This window comes from Mucilaginibacter sp. P4_C11, from assembly GCF_056402115.1.
Map to the genome: position 1 here is coordinate 123,522 of NZ_JBFUIA010000019.1, position 17,680 is coordinate 141,201.

Here is a 17,680-nt window from a genome sequence, read left to right on the forward strand (position 1 = left end):
AGCTCCGCTGGTGAATACTCGCAATGACGGTTTTTTGTTTATTCTACTTTTAATAATTTATGTTAGGACCAAGCCAACGTTCAACATCCTCAATTGTCATTTGCTTCCTCAAAGCATAATCCTCCACCTGATCTTTACTTATCTTACCTAATCCAAAATACCTGGCCTGAGGATGCGCGAAGTAGAACCCGCTTACAGCTGCTGCAGGTGTCATGGCTAAACTTTCGGTAAGGTGCATTTTGGCATTGTCCTCGGCCTTCAATAACTCAAATAAGGTTGTTTTCTCTGTGTGGTCCGGGCAGGCAGGATAGCCTGGGGCCGGGCGGATGCCTTGATATTCTTCCTTGATGAGGTCGTCGGTGCTTAGCTGTTCGCCTTTGCTGTAGCCCCAGTATTCTTTACGCACCAGTTCGTGCATTTTTTCGGCAAAGGCCTCGGCAAGGCGGTCGGCAAGGGCTTTGGCCATAATGCTGTTATAATCGTCATGGTCGGCCTCAAATTCAGCAACCAGTTCATCACAGCCAATACCTGTGGTTACGGCAAAGCCGCCAAAATAATCGGGCACACCGCTTTCTTTTGGTGCGATAAAATCCGATAGCGCATAATACGGGTCGCCTTTAACCTTTTCGGCCTGTTGGCGCAGGGTATGGATGCGGGTTAACAAAGTAGTGCGGCTTTCGTCGGTATACAATTCAATATCGTCTCCAACACTATTGGCCGGCCAAAAACCGATAACACCGTTGGCGTGTAGCAGCTTTTCTTTTACTATCTTTTTTAACAATACCTGTGCATCATCAAAAAGTTTTTTAGCCTCATCGCCCACAAATTTATCGGCAAATATCTTAGGATAGCTGCCGCGCAATTCCCAGGTATGGAAAAACGGTGTCCAGTCGATATAAGGGACTAATTCTTCCAGTGGATATGATTCAAATACTTTGGTACCGGTAAACGTTGGCTTAGGCGCTACATCGCCGTCCAGGCTAACCTGGAAACGGGCTTGCCTTGCCTGGTCGATAGTAACAAAACGTTTATCCGATTTTTTATTCAAATGCGCTTCGCGCGATTTTGCGTATTCTTCTTTAATATTTTTGATATAGGCATCCCGGCCATCACGGTTCATCAGGCTGCTGCACACGGTAACACTGCGCGATGCATCAAGCACGTGGATTGCAGCACCCGAGTAATGCGGATCGACCTTAACAGCCGCATGGATACGCGAGGTAGTAGCCCCGCCAATGATTAACGGAATAGTAAAACCTTCGCGCTCCATCTCTTTGGCAAAGTGGACCATCTCATCCAGCGATGGCGTAATCAAACCACTGAGGCCGATGATATCTACATTTTGTTTTTTAGCCTCTTCAATAATGCGTTGCGCCGGTACCATTACGCCCAGGTCAATCACCTCGAAGTTGTTACAGGCCAAAACTACGCCTACTATATTTTTGCCAATATCGTGCACATCGCCTTTTACGGTGGCCATCAATATTTTACCGGCATTGGCACGGCTGCCGCTGCTGTCTTCGCCGGCATCAATAACCCGTTGTTTTTCCAGTTCGATGAATGGCAACAGGTAAGCCACCGCCTTTTTCATAACCCGGGCCGATTTTACTACCTGTGGCAAAAACATTTTGCCGGCGCCAAAAAGGTCGCCAACAATGTTCATACCGTCCATTAGCGGGCCTTCAATAACCTCCAGTGGTTTGCTGTATGTTTGGCGGGCTTCTTCCACATCGTCATCCAGGTATTCAATAATACCTTTTACAAGCGCGTGCGATAATCTTTCCTGAACGGTTCCTTTGCGCCATTCTTCATCGCGCACAACTTCTTTGCCTTTACTTTTTATAGTATCGGCGTATTCAACAAGGCGTTCGGTGGCATCATCGCGGCGGTTAAGCAGTACATCTTCTACCAGCTCAAGCAGGGTTTTATCTATTTCCTGGTAAACCTCCAGCATGCCGGCATTCACGATACCCATATCCATGCCGGCGCCAATGGCATGGTACAAAAATGCCGAGTGCATGGCTTCACGCACCACATTGTTGCCCCTGAAAGAGAAGGAGATATTACTTACCCCGCCGCTCACTTTGGCATGTGGCAGGTTTTGTTTTATCCAGCGCGTGGCTTCAATAAAATCAACCGCGTAATTGTTATGTTCCTCCAAACCGGTTGCAACGGTTAGGATGTTGGGATCGAATATGATATCCTGAGGAGGGAAACCAACCACATCAACCAGTATATCATATGATCTTTTACATATCTCAATACGGCGTTGTAACGAATCGGCCTGGCCGGTTTCGTCGAAGGCCATTACAACCGTGGCAGCGCCATAGCTCAGGATTTTGCGGGCCTGCTCAATGAACTTTTCTTCGCCCTCTTTAAGCGAGATGGAGTTTACGATACCCTTACCCTGGATGCATTTTAAACCAGCCTCAATAACGGTCCATTTTGATGAATCGATCATGATAGGCAGTTTGGCAATATCCGGCTCGGATGCTACCAGGTTCAGAAATTTTACCATTACCGCTTTCGAATCAATCATGCCCTCGTCCATGTTGATGTCGATAACCTGGGCACCGCCCTCTACCTGTTGCAGGGCAACGGCCAAGGCGGCTTCATAATCTTCAGATAAAATAAGTTTCGAGAATTTTGGCGAACCGGTGATATTGGTACGCTCGCCCACATTTACAAATATGCTGTCGGGCTTTATGGTAACCGCTTCCAGGCCGCTCAGGCGCAGGTCGGGTTCAATTTCGGGGATAAGTCTTGGGGGATATTTGGCCGCTTTATCGGCTATGCATTTGATGTGTTCCGGTGTGGTGCCACAACAACCACCCACAATATTAACCAACCCGGCTTTAATAAAATCATCAACCTGGTGCGCGGTTTCATGCGCGGTTTCGTCGTACTGGCCAAACTCGTTTGGTAAACCAGCGTTAGGATATGCAGAGATAAATACGTTTGCCTTTTCAGAAAGTTCGGCCAAATGCGGCCTCATTTCTTTGGCACCCAAAGCGCAGTTTAAGCCCACTGAAAGCAGGTTGGCATGGCGTATCGAGTTCCAGAAAGCTTCAACAGTTTGCCCCGATAAGGTACGACCAGAGGCATCGGTAATAGTACCGGAGATCATGATAGGCAAATGCTTGCCCGACTCATGGGCGTATCTATTGATAGCGAACAAGGCCGCTTTGGCGTTCAAGGTATCAAATATGGTTTCAACCAATAATAAATCCGATCCGCCATCAACCAGGCCACGTACCTGGTCGTAATAGGCATTGGCCAAATCATCAAAGGTAACGGCGCGGTAACCAGGGTCGTTAACATCTGGCGACAAGGACGCTGTACGATTGGTTGGCCCAACGGCACCCGCCACAAAACGCGGCTTTGATGGATTTTTTTGATTGTATTCGTCGGCCACTTCGCGGGCAATACGCGCGCCTTCGTAGCTAAGTTCGTAGGCCAGCTCTTCCAGCTTATAATCGGCCAGTGAAATAATTTGTGTGCTGAAGGTATTGGTCTCGATGATATCGGCACCGGCATCCAAATACTCGGCATGAATGGCCTTGATGATATCCGGGCGTGTAATATTCAAAAGGTCATTATTCCCCTGTAGATCGCTGATGTGATCTTTAAACCTTTCACCACGAAAATCCTTCTCGGTAAGCTGGTACCGCTGTATCATGGTACCCATAGCCCCGTCAATTACAAGGATGCGTTTTTCTAATTCTTTTCTAATGTCCATGGTTAGTATCAAGTAGTTAGTATCAAGTATCAAGTACGGAAACTCCGGCCCATGATTTTTAATTAGATCAACACAAAAAAATCTTGCTACTTGATACTAACTACTTGCTACTAAAAAAAGCTTACATCGAAAAGTCGGGTGTTCAATTGACTTTCGCTTATCTTTCCAGGGGCTGTTTAGCCGGCCGGGTAGAATGTAGCACCTTGTGAAGCACAGGTTGCTAAGACATCGCAGGGTCTAATCCCTCCGTCTTTCTCCATAAGCACTGCAAAGGTGCATAATAAAGCCGTAAAATGCAATAGTTTATATGCCCGGCTATGTGTACGCTAAGTAAATTTATGTGTACAAAAAAAGCTGCCTTTGCGGGGCAGCTTTTAAATAATAAATATTGGTTGCTTTATTACCTTCTTCTGCCAAATAAACGCAGAATCATCAGGAAAAGGTTAATGAAATCAAGGTATAAGGTTAAGCCACCCAATAGCGCCATTTTTCCCGCAGAAGCATCGCCATATTCAAGGCCTGCACCAATACGTTTTAATTTTTGCACATCGTAGGCGGTTAAGCCAACAAATACCGCAATACCAATATAGCTAATAATGTATTGCAATTGACTGCTGCCTATAAACATGTTGAATACTGATGCGATGATTATTCCAATTAACCCCATCATCATTAACGAGCCAAACTTGGTTAAATCGGTATTGGTTGTATAACCGGCAATTGCCATTATCCCAAAAACAAGCGATGCTGTAACAAATACGCCGATTACGGAGCCGGTGGTGTAAACAATGAGTATATAGCTTAAGCTGATACCCATTACCGCCGAGAAAGCTACAAATAGCAAGGCCGCCATAGCATATGAAAGGCGCTGAAAGCCAAAAGAAATGATTAAAACAAATGCCAGCGGCGCAAACATTACTAATGTGCCTAAGCCGGTATTACGCCCGGTTTCCGGATCTCTGAGCGTTTCATATAGAGCTTGGTTTTGAGAAAACACATAAGCACAAATAGCTGATATGCCTAAAGCCACAAACATCCATAAAAATACATTGGCTATAAATTTACGCGATGCGTCTTGTTCTGTTATTTGGATTACATTTTTGTATTCGTATCCAGGATCTTTAATTTCCATTTTTTTATTAATAAATTAATACACGAATATACGAATAATCGGTGAATATATTGTGAAGGAAAGTATCAGGTATCAAGGCAATTTTGCATATTGAACCAGTCCGGAAGTCAAAAATCTTGTTCCTTGATACAGGGCAAACGTATCTAATTGGGTTAACATAACTTAACACATTTTCGATAAAATTATTGCAAATATTTAATAATCAATATTTTATATTTTATCATGGTTAACATCAAACTGACCGCGCAATTTAGGCGCGTCCAAATACTGTGCCTGTTGTTGGCCAATATAAGCCTCTTCGGTAGCTGAATCATGTAACCAGCATCAGCCGATAAAAACAAGGTGTCGTTTGAAGCTTATATCTTCCCGACGCCATTAGCTATTTCTATTTAGATGGTTTTGTCCTGCTACGTGATACCGATTACTTGCTGCTATCCTTACTTGCGTCCGTTTTTAAATGACCCTGAAGCTGTGGATTTTGCGGGGGGAGCTTTTTTACATCCCTTTCTACCTCGGTTTGCTGTACAGATACGGCATAATCTGCAGGTTCGATGTGGCTGCCCGATGCTTCGGCATAAACCTGGGTAAACTCGGCACCAATGTATAGGATAGCTGATGTGTAATATATCCAAACCAGGATAACTATTATTGAACCGGCAGCGCCATAAGCCGAGCCCTGCGCCGTGTATTGAATGTATAAGCTGATAACGTACTGGCCCAGCATAAACAACAGGGCGGTAAAAAATGCACCTGAGCGCACATCGCGCCACTTGATTTTAACATCGGGCAAAAATTTAAAAATGATGCCAAATAATGTGGTAATTACGATAAGGGTGATTGCCAGGTTAATTCCTTTTAAAAGAAAACCGGTTACAACCGGTATAAAATTATGTATCTTTTCTTTAAGCGCATCAAGAATAAGATTAATAGCAAGGGTTGTCAATAATAAAAAACCAAGGCTGATGATAAGTGAAAATGAAACAAATCTGTTTTTGAGCAATTGTACCCAACCGCGTTTAGGTTTGGCTTTTACACGCCAGATGATATTTAATGAATCCTGTATCTCGATAAAAATACTGCTGGCACCTAATAATAAGGTAATTACGCCAATTACCACAGCAACACCTGATTTGCCCGAAAGCGCTAAGTGTGTTAAAGCATCCTGGATTTGCTGCGCAGGTCCTGGGCCAACGTAGTGAGCTATTTGTGGATAAAGCCGGTGGGTTGCAGCATCCTGGCCAAAAACAAGGCCCGCAACAGAAATGATGATGATTAATAAGGGGGCTATGGAAAAAACAGTATAATAAGCCAAAGAGGCACTTAGCTTTAAGCCATTATCGCTTATGAAGCCGCTAAATGTGGCTACCAATACTTTCCAAAGTTGCTTTAAATATTCTTTGCTCAAAACTTTCATGCTTACCATTTTAATCAATTATTACCCGGCGATAGCTAAGCAATTATAATGCCTTGGTGTAGCCCGCCTCTAAATATCTGCTCATAAATTTAATTTATAATGCCGTAAACGGAATATCGGCCAGTTGATAATTGCGCCATCCGTCAAAATCATAATGCCACCACTCGGTGGGCAATACGGTAAAGCCATGCGCGTGCATAATTGTTTTAAGTAGCTCGCGATTGGCGGTTTGTAGTGTTGTAGCCCCGGGGTAATTGGCCGATGCCTTTTTGCTAAAACTATCAAAGCCAGTGGGCATCTGCAGTTCTTTTCCCGTTTTAAGGTCAATCAGCGTAAGGTCGATAGCGCAGCCCCGGTTATGTTTGGAGCCGAATTTTGGGTTGGCCACAAAATTAGTATCGGGCGTGGTTTCGTAAAACGCTATGGTGACTGCGTAAGGCCGGTAGGCATCAAATATTTTTAAGCCCAGCCCCCGCGTTTTTAAATCAGCCTGAATATCCTTTAAAGCTTTTACAACCGGCAGTCTGGCATATGCTTTAGCTTGTTTGTACATAACCCGATGCATAAAGTTGTTGGTTGTGGCGTATCGGATATCCAGTTTTATAGCCGGGATGTATTTTACAATCTCGACAAGGCGTTTATTTGAATCGGCCTTTACCTGTGCTTTATACCCTGCAATACCACAAACGCGGGTACTGTCGATATATTTATAGTGCTGCGCATGGGCATTAAGGCTAAGCAAAACAAAAGCAAACAGGCAATAACGCATCATACCATTACCTGTGCGATACGATGAGGAGGTCAAGATCCTTACACGGAATGGAAAACCGCTCGCCAATGTACTTATTGGTGAGCTGGCCCTGGTAAATATATACCGCGTTGCGTACACCCGATTTTTGCCATATCACGTTTTTAATACCTCCCTGTTCGCCTATATCCAGCAAAATAGGAGCAAAAATATTGGTTAGTGCATAGGTGGCAGTACGGGCAACCCTTGAAGCTATGTTGGGTACGCAATAATGAATAACATCATATTTGCGGAAAACCGGGTGCGTATGATTGGTAACCTCCGAGGTTTCAAAACAACCGCCCTGGTCAATACTCACATCTATGATAACCGAATCGCGTTTCATGCGGCTTACGGTGGCTTCGGATATGATACACGGGCTGCGACCATCTTCGGCACGGATTGCGCCAATAGCCACATCGCAGGTAGTAATGGCTTTCTCTAACACAATGGGCTGCACCACCGATGTAAATACCCTTGCGCCAATGTTGTTCTGCAAGCGCCGCAGTTTGTATATTGATGGATCAAAAACTTTTACTTCAGCTCCTAATGATATGGCTGTACGGGCGGCATATTCGCCAACGGTGCCTGCGCCTAATATTACAATTTCGGTAGGCGGCACACCGGTAATGCCTCCCAGCATCAGGCCTTTACCTTCAAAAACGTTGCTTAAATATTCGGCTGCTATCAGTATGGATGTGGCCCCAACTATTTCGCTCATCGCCCTTACTACCGTCAACGAGCCGCCTTCATCAAGCAAATGCTCAAAACAGAGGGCGGTAACATTTTTTTTCATGAGGGCATGCAGGCTATCAGCCTTAAGGGTGGCCAGCTGCAGGGCCGAGATCAGGATTTGGCCATGTTTCATCATTTCAATTTCCTGCACCATTGGCGGGGCAATTTTAATGATGATATCGGCCTCGTAAACCGTTTTAGTATCATAAACAATCAGAGCACCTTGCTCGCTGTAATCCTTATCACTAAAGTTGGCAGCCTGCCCGGCATTGCTTTCCAGCATTACCTGGTGCCCGTTATTCACTAACAGCGCAACCGAAAGCGGTGTAAGCGGAATCCTGTTTTCCTGGAAGGAAATTTCCTTGGGAATGCCAATAAATAATTGATTCTTTTTGTTTTTGACCTCCAGCATTGATTCCTGGGGTTGCATCATGGCCTGTTTGGCAACATCCGAAAACCCACTGTATTTCCCTGAACTCATGTATATGTTTTTTTCTGGCTGATGAAGATAAGAAAAAAGGATGTATCCTGAAAACTAAATATTTTCCACGCCAACCCACCTTGCACCGTCATCCAACACCTTAATGGTTATGTTTGAATAATGTTGGGGCAGCAGGTCGGGTATCTTTTCGGGCCATTCAATAAAGCACCATGCGCCGGCGTAAAAATATTCTTCATAACCCATGTCCAGCGCTTCGGTTTGATCTTTAAGGCGATAAAAATCAAAATGATAAATTTTATCCTTTGCCGTATGGTACTCATTAACGATAGAAAACGTAGGACTGCTAATATTATCCGTAGTGCCCAACGCCTTGCATAACTCTTTGATCAGGGTGGTTTTACCCGCGCCCATATCGCCGTAAAATAAAAAAATACGGTTATTGCCGGCATGCTCAATAATGGCCCGGGCTGCCTGGGGTAAGTTGGATATGGATGGAATAATTAGTTGCACAATGTTATAATAATTAACCGCCATGTCATTGCGAGGAACGAAGCAATGACATAAAAATGAGTCCAAAATTAATCAAATATTCCCAACCAAAAATTTCAAAAATCTATCGGGCCCCTGCATCACCGCAGTCTCAAAAAATATTTTCAAAAAAGCTCATCAATCCATAACAAAACCTGTTGTTTTGTATATAACACGGTACTATGAGCAATATCCTTCATATCCTTAACGGCGATTCAACATGGCATAGCTTTAACCAAACCGGCCTTGATGGCGATGTAATGGTTTGGCGCGAGGTTTTATCAGAAGGCCCCTTGCAGGAAAACATCTCGTCGGGCACTTTCTGGAGCAATCGATCCAAATGGATCAGAAAAACTTTTAACGAACCGGAAGATGAATATCAGCATAAGGTGATTGACGAACTGGGCAAACTAAACAGCCAGTACGACGAGGTTAATCTCTGGTTTGAGTTCGACCTGCATTGCCAGGTAAACCTGCTGGGCGTAATGCGGATGCTGAACCAGCAAACCAATATGTCGGCCCCTGCTGTATTCCTGATTTGCCCCAATGAGTTTCCCGGCATTGACGATTTTAAGGGCATTGGCCAGTTAAACGGCGATCAACTTGAAGACCTGTATGACAGCCGCGAACAATTGAGCGACTGGGAATTTGAGCTGGCTGCCGAAGCCTGGCCGTTATACGTTAACGGCAATGCCGATGAATTGGAGCGCTGGCTTAATGAAAATTCCTTTTGGGGTGCTTTACACCTTATGAAGCCGGCGCTGCTTGCGCATTTGAAACGCTTAAGGCTAAATACCAACGGCCTAAATTACATTGAACAAAAACTGCTTGACATTTATAACAGCGGTATAAAAACCAATCCCGAAATGTACCATGCATTCTGGTCGACAGAAAAAATATATGGTATGGGCGATAGCGAGATTGATATTTACCTTGACCGCCTGACGGAAAAACAACTCATACATTATTAGCCCCCGGGCACATCGGCCCTACGGCACCGTGACCGCGATGGTTGGCGATCGATCGCTTTCGTTCTTCATCCGGTCAAGCGCGGTTACCACGTAAAAATAGGTCTTACCCTTTTGTACGGTATTATCATCATAACCGGGGTTGGCGTTGTATTCAATTTTGAGGATGTTTTTAGGGTCGTCTATATTTATTTTCTCGTTATCAAAACGGTATATCACATAGCCGTAAACAGGCTCTTCGTCTTTAGCCAGCCCCGGGGCCTGCCATCTTACAGCTACGCCACCTTTTAAGCCGGGGCGGGCCGTAACGTTTTGGGGTGGGTTGGGCGCTATAGAATCGCGCCAGAGCATTACCGGCGGCAACGCAGGGTACCGGTAATAATTATCCCGCAATGAATCGGTTATCCCCAACGGATTATTGGTAAGCGAGCTGGAACTGAAATATACACTCCCCTGTACCCTCGGGTTATTCCTGATGAGGTTTATCTGGCTGGGCAGCTGGCCGGGGTTTTTAAAAGCCAGGGTTTTACGTTCATTAATACGGTAAGCGGCCTGGCCTATATAAAGGTGCCTGCCGTAGGTATTATCGCTCCACCAGCTTAGTAGTTTATCAAACGCGGCGGCACGGTTGCCAATAGGCCAGTACAATTGTGGGTTTATGTAATCAATCCAGCCTTCCTGCATCCATTTGCGCGAGTCGGCGTAGTTTTCGTAGTATGATGATCCACCGTTGGTTTCGGAGCCCACTTCATTTTGTGACTTATTGGCCCAGATACCAAACGGGCTGATACCGAATTTGATATTAGGATCGTGCGCATGCACACTATCGGCAATCATTTTTATTAGCAGGTCAACATTGTGGCGGCGCCAGTCTTTGATATTATCAAAGCCCTGCCCGTATTTGGCGTAGGTATCCTCATCGTTTATTTTTTGGCCTGCAATGGGATAAGGATAAAAATAATCGTCCATGTGTACTCCGTCTATATCATAGTTATCTACCACATCCAATATTACCTGTACTATATAGTCGCGCACTTCGGGCAGGCCGGGGTTAAAGGTTTTGATGCCGCCGTAGGTAAAAAACCAGTCGGGCTTTATCCTGGTGATGTGCTGGGGGCTAAGCGCGGCAAAGTTGCCATCAAAAGTTGCCCGGTATGGGTTAAACCAGGCATGCAGTTCCATGCCGCGTTTATGAGCCTCGGTAATGGCGAATTCCAAAGGATCGTACCCCGGATTTTGGCCTTGCCGGCCGGTTAAATATTTTGACCATGGTTCGCGGCCTTTGGCATAAAGAGCATCGGCAGCGGGCCTTACCTGCAGCATAATAGCATTAATCCCGGTTTCCTGGTGCGAGTTCAGGATATCCAGCAATTGCTGCTTTTGCTTTTCCATGGTAAGTTTAGTACTTGTTGGCCAGTCGATATTTACAACCGTAGCTATCCAAACGCCCCTAAATTCGCGCTTGGGTTGGGTTTTAACAGCGGCCGGGGCATTAGCCGGTTCGGCCGGCTGCGCCTTAACGCTTGTTATAATAAACAGGGTAAATATCAATAGTAAAATATGGCGGGATATATGCATTAAAGCCGATTTATTAAAGCTGCAAAGATATAAAACTCATATTGCAGGTGTTTTATTATAAGTCATAAAATTTGCTTGTATGTTGTGTTTTTGGCATTTTGTGCTTAATTTTAGCCGTCACCAATACATTTTTCAACCTGCATTTTTTTTGAAAATCATATTTTTAACCTTTTTACGTTTAATATCGCTAAAGAGTTAACCACTTAAAAAAACAGTTAGAATTGCAATAAAAAGCATGTAATATCAATTAATATGAATATGCTTGTACATTAACATTCCGGTTAAAAGGGTAGATTTTTAAAACAGCTGCCGTTTTAAACTGTATTTAAACTTTAAATAATTAATTGCTATGGAAAATCAATATGGGCAACCACCTAAGAAAAATTCAAACGTAATTTATTTTCTGATTGTGGTGGTTTTGGCTTTGTTAGGTACCGACGTGTATTTGTACTTGCAAAAAAACAAGTCGGATGTGCGGATAGTTACCCAACAGGATGAACAAACCAAACTGAAAGCAGACCTGGACAGCCTTGAACACCAGGTTGAGCTGGTAAATGCAGGCAAGGCCAAAATGTCGGCCGAAATGATAGCCAAAAACGATTCATTAAAAGAAAAAATTAAAGTTTTACGGGTACAATTGGCAAAAGGGAAGCTTACCAAGGCCGAATTGGTAAAAGCCGAAGAAGATGTTAAGCAACTGCGTTATTTTGTAACCAAATACACCGCCGATATTGAAGAACTGCATAAGCAGAATGTCACGCTTACAACAGAGCGGGATACACTTAAGAACAACCTGGCCACGGTATCTAAAAAAGCCGATACCCTTACCAAGCAAAACCAGGACCTGGATGCCAAGGTAAAAGTAGCGCAGGCCTTAAAGCTGGCCACATCAAATATTGTGGCCTACAAAATAAAGGGTAGCGGTAAAGAGGTTGATGTAACCCGCGCCGGGCCTGCAAAAAAAATAAAGATAAATTTTACAGTTGCCAGTAATACGTTGGCCAATAAAACTATGCACGATATTTATGTGCGTATTATTGACCCTACCGGTAACCTGATAACCGCGCCCGATGGCGGTACATTTAGCGCCGATAATGCCGACCTGCAATACACCTACAAAACATCCATAGATTTTAAGGATGATGGCACCGAGTACACTATTGACTGGGTTAACCCAACCCCGCCGTTTGTAAAGGGCACTTACACTGTGTTGCTTTATGCCGATGGCAGCACCATGGGAAAAACAGGTTTTACACTGAAATAAAATAATTCAATTTAATTAATGAAAGCCCTGTTCCGGATGATGGAACAGGGCTTTTTTGATTTATTGCCGGTATGGCGCCGGTGCCAGGGACTGGGTGTTATATGATCTGATTTTCAATGAGATATTATATAGATTCGCCCCAAAATCCGTAAAAACACCTTTGCAATAACGTAGTTTTACGTGGCAATATCCACTGCGGGGCGGCTAAATTTACTTAGTCAATTAAATCAAAATTCCTGGCATTATGGATCGCGCCATTATCGAAAAAGACCAAAGGCAACGTGAAAAAATATTGCCGGTCCTTTATTTTTGTTCAAGCTTTTTTGGGCTTGGGCTCATAAGCGCACTTATTTGGGCGCATAATGTGCAAGCGGCCATGACCGCGGTGGAATGGATTATCGCCTGTACCATTAGTGGTGGTTTCATCGGTTTCCTTTTTGGCATCCCCAAAGTGGTGCAAAGCGCGGGCAGCACTGCCGGCGGCGATAATTACCGCCAGCAGGTTAATACCAATCTATCAGATATATCAGATTGGCTCACAAAAATTATAGTGGGTTTGGGATTGGTAAAGCTTACTAAAATTCCCCCGTATTTAAAGGGAATAGCGCAGGCCTTTGCCACCGGCCTTAATGAAGCAGGTAAAACCGAAGCGCCCACAGCCATGGCTTTTGCGTATGGCCTTGTTATCGGTTACTTTGTGGTTGGCTTTTTGTTTGGTTACCTGGTTACCCGCCTTTACCTGGCTGCCGAATTCAGGGAGGTAGATAAGGCTGCTACGCTAACCGAACTAAAAAATCAAATTGACACCGCACAGGCAAAAATTGAAAACGTAGAGGCCGGGCAGTCAATGCTCACGCAGTCGCTCATTCAGAACGCCCCGGCCGCGGTAGCCGAAGATAAACAGGCCAACCTTGACAACCTGAAAGCACAGGCAGAGGCCTATATGAGTATCCGGTCGGGTGATTATGGTACGCGTGTGCGTATGAAGAATGCCAGCGCGGGCAATATGGCGGCCTATGCATTAACCAATAAAATTACCAAGGATGAGATCCTGGAGCTAAACGCTACCTCCTTTAACCAGGGGCTTATTGTGGCGCTTGCTACGCTGATCATCACCAAGCCCGAACCCGGCGACCTTGACCGTTTGCTGCAATATGCCGAACAGGTAACCTGGAAACACGTAGAGTACCGCGTGCTGAATGCCATTAGCCAGTTAATGGCCCAAAAGCTTGTAAAGGATGCAGATAAAAGCCGGATTAATAAACTCCTTGATATCTACCGTAAAAATGCCGACAGCTCTATACTCGACCGGATAAAAATACTGGGTGCCCAAGTGACAGATTACAGCGAAAAATAGGATGTTGGTATACCATTGAACCGTTTACGGTACGAGGGAATTATTTGGGTAGTATTTAGTCGGAAGTCTTAAGCCCAAAGTCGAAAACAGGAAAATTATGCCCGAGACTTTCGACTAATGACTTTCGACTTAACACTTGTGCCTCCCAATAAATCTTTAATTATTGCTATAGCCTAATTTTTATTATTTTTGGGCACATAAAATTTAACGACATGAATTTTCCCGCTGAATTAAAGTACACTAAAGACCACGAGTGGATAAAAGTTGAAGGCAATGAAGCTACAATTGGCATCACCGAATTTGCTCAAGGCGAGCTTGGCGATATTGTTTATGTGGATATTGCATCCTTAGGGAAAGAAGTTGCTAAAGATGCCGTTTTTGGCACGGTTGAAGCAGTAAAAACAGTATCAGACCTGTTTATGCCTGTAACCGGTACAGTTACCGAAATTAATCCCGCACTTAACAACCAACCCGACCTGGTAAACTCAGATCCTTATGGCGAAGGCTGGATGGTAAAAATCACTGTTGCCGATCTTTCGGAAATTGAAGGCCTTTTATCTGCTGATGACTATAAATCTGTTGTTGGCGCTTAATGAAAGCAACGCTAAAATATCAGGGGCCCGCAATATTGTGGGCCTTATTTGTTTTGATAATTTGCTCTGTTAACCTGGGATCATCGGGCAAATTCCCGCTTTTTTTTAAAGGTTTTGATAAGATTACACACACCGGGTTGTTTTTTACCTTAACGGTACTGTACTGTAATGGCGCCATAAGGCAACAAAAGCCGGTAACTTTCTCGTATAAGCAGGCATTCATAATCGTGGTAGCCGGTATTTTTTACGGCGGCTTAATTGAATTATTGCAATGGGCATTTTTTACATGGCGCAGCGCCGAATGGAGTGATCTGTTTTGCGATGTGTTGGGAACTTGTATGGGTATTTTTGGTGTTATGCTAACAGTAAGTGCAATTGGCAATGAAGAAAAGTAAACTTATTATCTTGGGTGCAGCAATCCTGCTAACTGGTTTTTCATCATGCGGCATCTTCAAAAAAGGCTGCGGTTGCCCAACTTTTGGAGTTACCAAAATTCAGAGCAATTTGAAAATTTGTTAATTTGAAAATGCCGTGCCCCGATATCTTTTTCGACTTTACATCATATTAAAATCATTTTCAAATTTTCAAATCCTCAAATTTTCAAATAATATAAAAACGCCATGGCTGTTTATTTGGATTTAATATAAATAAGCTTACATTTGCTCAGGTTAATTTTATACGATGAGACTTTCACAACTTGAAGTAGGCGAAATAGGGATTGTTAAAGAATTTACTGACCTTGAAATGTCGGTTAAATTGATGGAAATGGGATGTTTGCCGGGTGAAGAAATTAAAATTTCGCGCATAGCACCCCTTGGCGATCCGATAGCTATTCATGTTTCAGGTTATCAGTTAAGTCTTCGTAAATTTGAGGCCTCCACTATTATTTTGCAGTAGTTTTTGTAACCATTGAAAGCCGATATCAGAGTTGCGCTTGTAGGAAATCCAAACACCGGTAAATCAACTCTATTTAATATACTAACCGGTCTTAATCAAAAAATAGGAAATTTTCCGGGGGTTACTGTCGACAAAAAAACAGGCTTTTGCCAGCTGCCCGATGGACGCACCGCCGAAATTATCGACCTGCCAGGCACCTATAGCATCTACCCCAAAAGTAAAGACGAATCTATAGTATTTTCTGTTTTAGCCGACAAAGCCAAAGGCATGGTGCCCGATTTGATCGTGGTAATCCTGGATGCTTCTAACCTTAAACGCAACCTACTGCTGTACACCCAGATAGCCGACCTGAAAATTCCGGTTGTTGTTGCCCTTAACATGATTGATGTATCAGAAAAAGCTGGTATTATCATCGATGTTAATTTGTTTGCCCAAAAGTTGGGTGTACCTGTGGTACCTATATCTGCCCGGAAAATAAAAGGGATCGATCAGCTTAAAACAACTATAGCCTACGCTAATAAAATTGCCCTGCAGCAGGATACTATTGATGTAGATGCAATTGCACCAAAACTGGTAGCACAAATTCAGGCCGAATATAAAATTGATAATCCTTATTTAGCCCTGCAGTTGGCGCACCAGCACGAAACACTGGGCTTTTTAACGCCTGCCGAAAGCGACCGCATTGAAGAACTGGAAAAAGAACATGCTTTCCACTCACAAAAAGCGCAGGCCTCTGAAACTATTGCCCGCTATAACTTTATAAACGACCTTTTATACGATACCGTTACGAAACCCGAAACGGCGCATGACGAAACTGTAAGCAACAAAATAGATAAAATACTTACACATAAGGTATTTGGCTTTATCATTTTCTTCGCTATACTGATGTTTATTTTCCAGGCTATATTCTCCTGGTCGGCTTACCCCATGTCGCTTATCGAGCAGCTTTTTATAAAACTGCAAAGCTTAATAAGTAAAACCATGCCGGCCGGCCCTTTAGTGAGCCTGGTAAGCGATGGTATAATTGCCGGCTTAAGCGGGGTAATGGTTTTTGTGCCCCAGATAGCCATCCTTTTTGCATTAATATCCATACTGGAAGATACGGGGTACATGTCGCGCGTTACGTTTATGATGGATAAGGTGATGCGTAAAGTGGGGCTCAACGGCAAATCGGTGGTGCCACTTATTGGTGGCTTTGCCTGCGCGGTACCATCTATCATGAGCACCCGTAACATCGAAAACTGGAAAGACAGGATGATTACCATTATGGTTACCCCATTGGTTGCCTGCTCGGCCCGCTTACCGGTTTACACCTTATTGATTGCGCTGGTAGTGCCCGACCGTAATGTTTGGTGGGTATTTAACATGCGGGGGCTTGCGCTTACTGCCATGTACCTGCTCAGCATTGTATCGGCTATTGTAGTAGCCTTCGTTATGAAATTTATCCTGAAATCGCGCGAACGCGGCTACTTTATTATGGAGCTGCCGGTTTACAGGATGCCGAGGTGGAAAAATGTGGCATTTACTATGTATGACCGTTCTAAAACTTTTGTTTTTCAGGCAGGTAAAGTAATTATAGCGGTATCCATCATTCTTTGGGTGCTAAAATCATACGGCCCCGGCGATAGGTTTGCGCAGATAGAAAAAACTTTTAGTCAGCCCAAATACACTAAAACCATGACACCCGATAGCCTGGATAAAGTTATTGCGTCAGAAAAGCTGGAAAACTCCTATGCCGGTGTATTTGGTCATGTAATTGAACCAGTTATTAAGCCCTTAGGGTTTGATTGGAAAATAGGGATAGCTCTCATCAGCTCGTTTGCTGCCCGCGAGGTTTTTGTAGGCACTATGGCCACTATTTACAGCGTAGAAGGCGATGCCGATAAAATGGAATCGGTTCAGCAAAAAATGCATGGTGCTACCAATCCCGATACAGGTAAGCCTGTGTTTACTTTGGCCGTAGCTTTTTCACTGATGATGTTTTACGCCTTTGCCATGCAGTGCGCCAGTACTGTGGCAGTGGTTTACCGCGAAACCAAAGACTGGCGCTGGCCCGCTGCCCAATTTGCCTACATGACAGCCCTGGCTTATTCGGCCAGTTTTATGGTGTATCACTTGTTGAAATAGGTTTGGGTTCATGGTTGATAGATCATGGTTCATGGCCTGGTTCTTCCAGACTGCCATAAAGTTCCTTTTTAAAGAAATCTGAGGTGCGAACTTTCGAAGTTTTGCATTATTCAATGCCG

General features: G+C 44.1%; 14 protein-coding genes and 1 riboswitch. Of the genes, 7 read left to right on the plus strand and 7 right to left on the minus strand.

Features of this window, described 5'->3' with window-relative positions:
• Window positions 1-49 precede the first annotated feature (49 nt).
• From metH to tsaE, 6 genes are all read right to left on the minus strand, one after another.
• Window positions 50-3,739: a methionine synthase gene (gene metH, locus AC1DU2_RS18410; RefSeq protein WP_477385865.1), complete on the minus strand. Its 3,690-nt coding sequence runs from the start codon at window positions 3,737-3,739 to the stop codon at window positions 50-52.
• A 154-nt stretch (window positions 3,740-3,893) separates the two neighbouring features.
• Window positions 3,894-4,004: riboswitch (SAM riboswitch) on the minus strand.
• A 135-nt stretch (window positions 4,005-4,139) separates the two neighbouring features.
• The gene (locus tag AC1DU2_RS18415) at window positions 4,140-4,871 is read right to left on the minus strand and encodes a Bax inhibitor-1/YccA family protein (RefSeq protein ID WP_477385867.1); all 732 of its coding nucleotides are present in this window, start codon (window positions 4,869-4,871) and stop codon (window positions 4,140-4,142) included.
• Window positions 4,872-5,292: 421 nt separating this feature from the next.
• Complete coding sequence (locus AC1DU2_RS18420) at window positions 5,293-6,285, minus strand: YihY/virulence factor BrkB family protein (RefSeq protein ID WP_477362574.1); 993 nt, start codon at window positions 6,283-6,285, stop codon at window positions 5,293-5,295.
• Between the two features lie 94 nt (window positions 6,286-6,379).
• Window positions 6,380-7,057 carry a M15 family metallopeptidase gene (locus AC1DU2_RS18425; RefSeq protein WP_477385869.1) on the minus strand — a complete coding sequence of 226 codons (678 nt, stop codon included), beginning with the start codon at window positions 7,055-7,057 and terminating at the stop codon, window positions 6,380-6,382.
• A gap of 4 nt (window positions 7,058-7,061) precedes the next feature.
• Window positions 7,062-8,288: an alanine dehydrogenase gene (locus AC1DU2_RS18430; protein WP_147054882.1), complete on the minus strand. Its 1,227-nt coding sequence runs from the start codon at window positions 8,286-8,288 to the stop codon at window positions 7,062-7,064.
• Window positions 8,289-8,342: 54 nt separating this feature from the next.
• Entirely contained in the window at window positions 8,343-8,759 is a 417-nt protein-coding gene (tsaE, locus tag AC1DU2_RS18435; RefSeq protein ID WP_477385871.1) for a tRNA (adenosine(37)-N6)-threonylcarbamoyltransferase complex ATPase subunit type 1 TsaE, read from the minus strand.
• 200 nt (window positions 8,760-8,959) lie between these two features.
• Here tsaE and AC1DU2_RS18440 point away from each other — a divergent pair, with 200 nt between their 5' ends.
• Window positions 8,960-9,748 carry a DUF1835 domain-containing protein gene (locus AC1DU2_RS18440; RefSeq protein WP_477385873.1) on the plus strand — a complete coding sequence of 263 codons (789 nt, stop codon included), beginning with the start codon at window positions 8,960-8,962 and terminating at the stop codon, window positions 9,746-9,748.
• Between the two features lie 18 nt (window positions 9,749-9,766).
• On the opposite strand, the gene AC1DU2_RS18445 is transcribed toward AC1DU2_RS18440, so the two are convergent.
• Window positions 9,767-11,323, minus strand: a complete 1,557-nt coding sequence (locus AC1DU2_RS18445; RefSeq protein WP_477385875.1) for a glycoside hydrolase family 10-like protein — start codon at window positions 11,321-11,323, stop codon at window positions 9,767-9,769.
• Between the two features lie 349 nt (window positions 11,324-11,672).
• Between AC1DU2_RS18445 and AC1DU2_RS18450 the strand changes: the two genes are divergently transcribed.
• The 6 genes from AC1DU2_RS18450 to feoB all read left to right on the plus strand — a co-directional run bounded on the left by AC1DU2_RS18450 (window position 11,673) and on the right by feoB (window position 17,561).
• Window positions 11,673-12,587, plus strand: coding sequence for a hypothetical protein (locus AC1DU2_RS18450; RefSeq protein WP_477385877.1), 915 nt, complete (start codon window positions 11,673-11,675; stop codon window positions 12,585-12,587).
• A gap of 244 nt (window positions 12,588-12,831) precedes the next feature.
• A complete protein-coding gene (locus AC1DU2_RS18455; RefSeq protein ID WP_477385879.1) occupies window positions 12,832-13,944 on the plus strand; it encodes a hypothetical protein in 1,113 nt (370 codons plus the stop codon).
• Between the two features lie 212 nt (window positions 13,945-14,156).
• Window positions 14,157-14,537, plus strand: coding sequence for a glycine cleavage system protein GcvH (gene gcvH, locus AC1DU2_RS18460; RefSeq protein ID WP_477362560.1), 381 nt, complete (start codon window positions 14,157-14,159; stop codon window positions 14,535-14,537).
• Window positions 14,537-14,932, plus strand: coding sequence for a VanZ family protein (locus AC1DU2_RS18465; protein WP_477362558.1), 396 nt, complete (start codon window positions 14,537-14,539; stop codon window positions 14,930-14,932). The genes gcvH and AC1DU2_RS18465 overlap by 1 nt, the downstream gene beginning before the upstream one ends.
• 286 nt (window positions 14,933-15,218) lie before the next feature.
• Window positions 15,219-15,434: a FeoA family protein gene (locus tag AC1DU2_RS18470; protein WP_477362556.1), complete on the plus strand. Its 216-nt coding sequence runs from the start codon at window positions 15,219-15,221 to the stop codon at window positions 15,432-15,434.
• 12 nt (window positions 15,435-15,446) lie between these two features.
• Window positions 15,447-17,561 carry a ferrous iron transport protein B gene (gene feoB / locus AC1DU2_RS18475; protein ID WP_477385881.1) on the plus strand — a complete coding sequence of 705 codons (2,115 nt, stop codon included), beginning with the start codon at window positions 15,447-15,449 and terminating at the stop codon, window positions 17,559-17,561.
• Window positions 17,562-17,680: the final 119 nt, after the last annotated feature.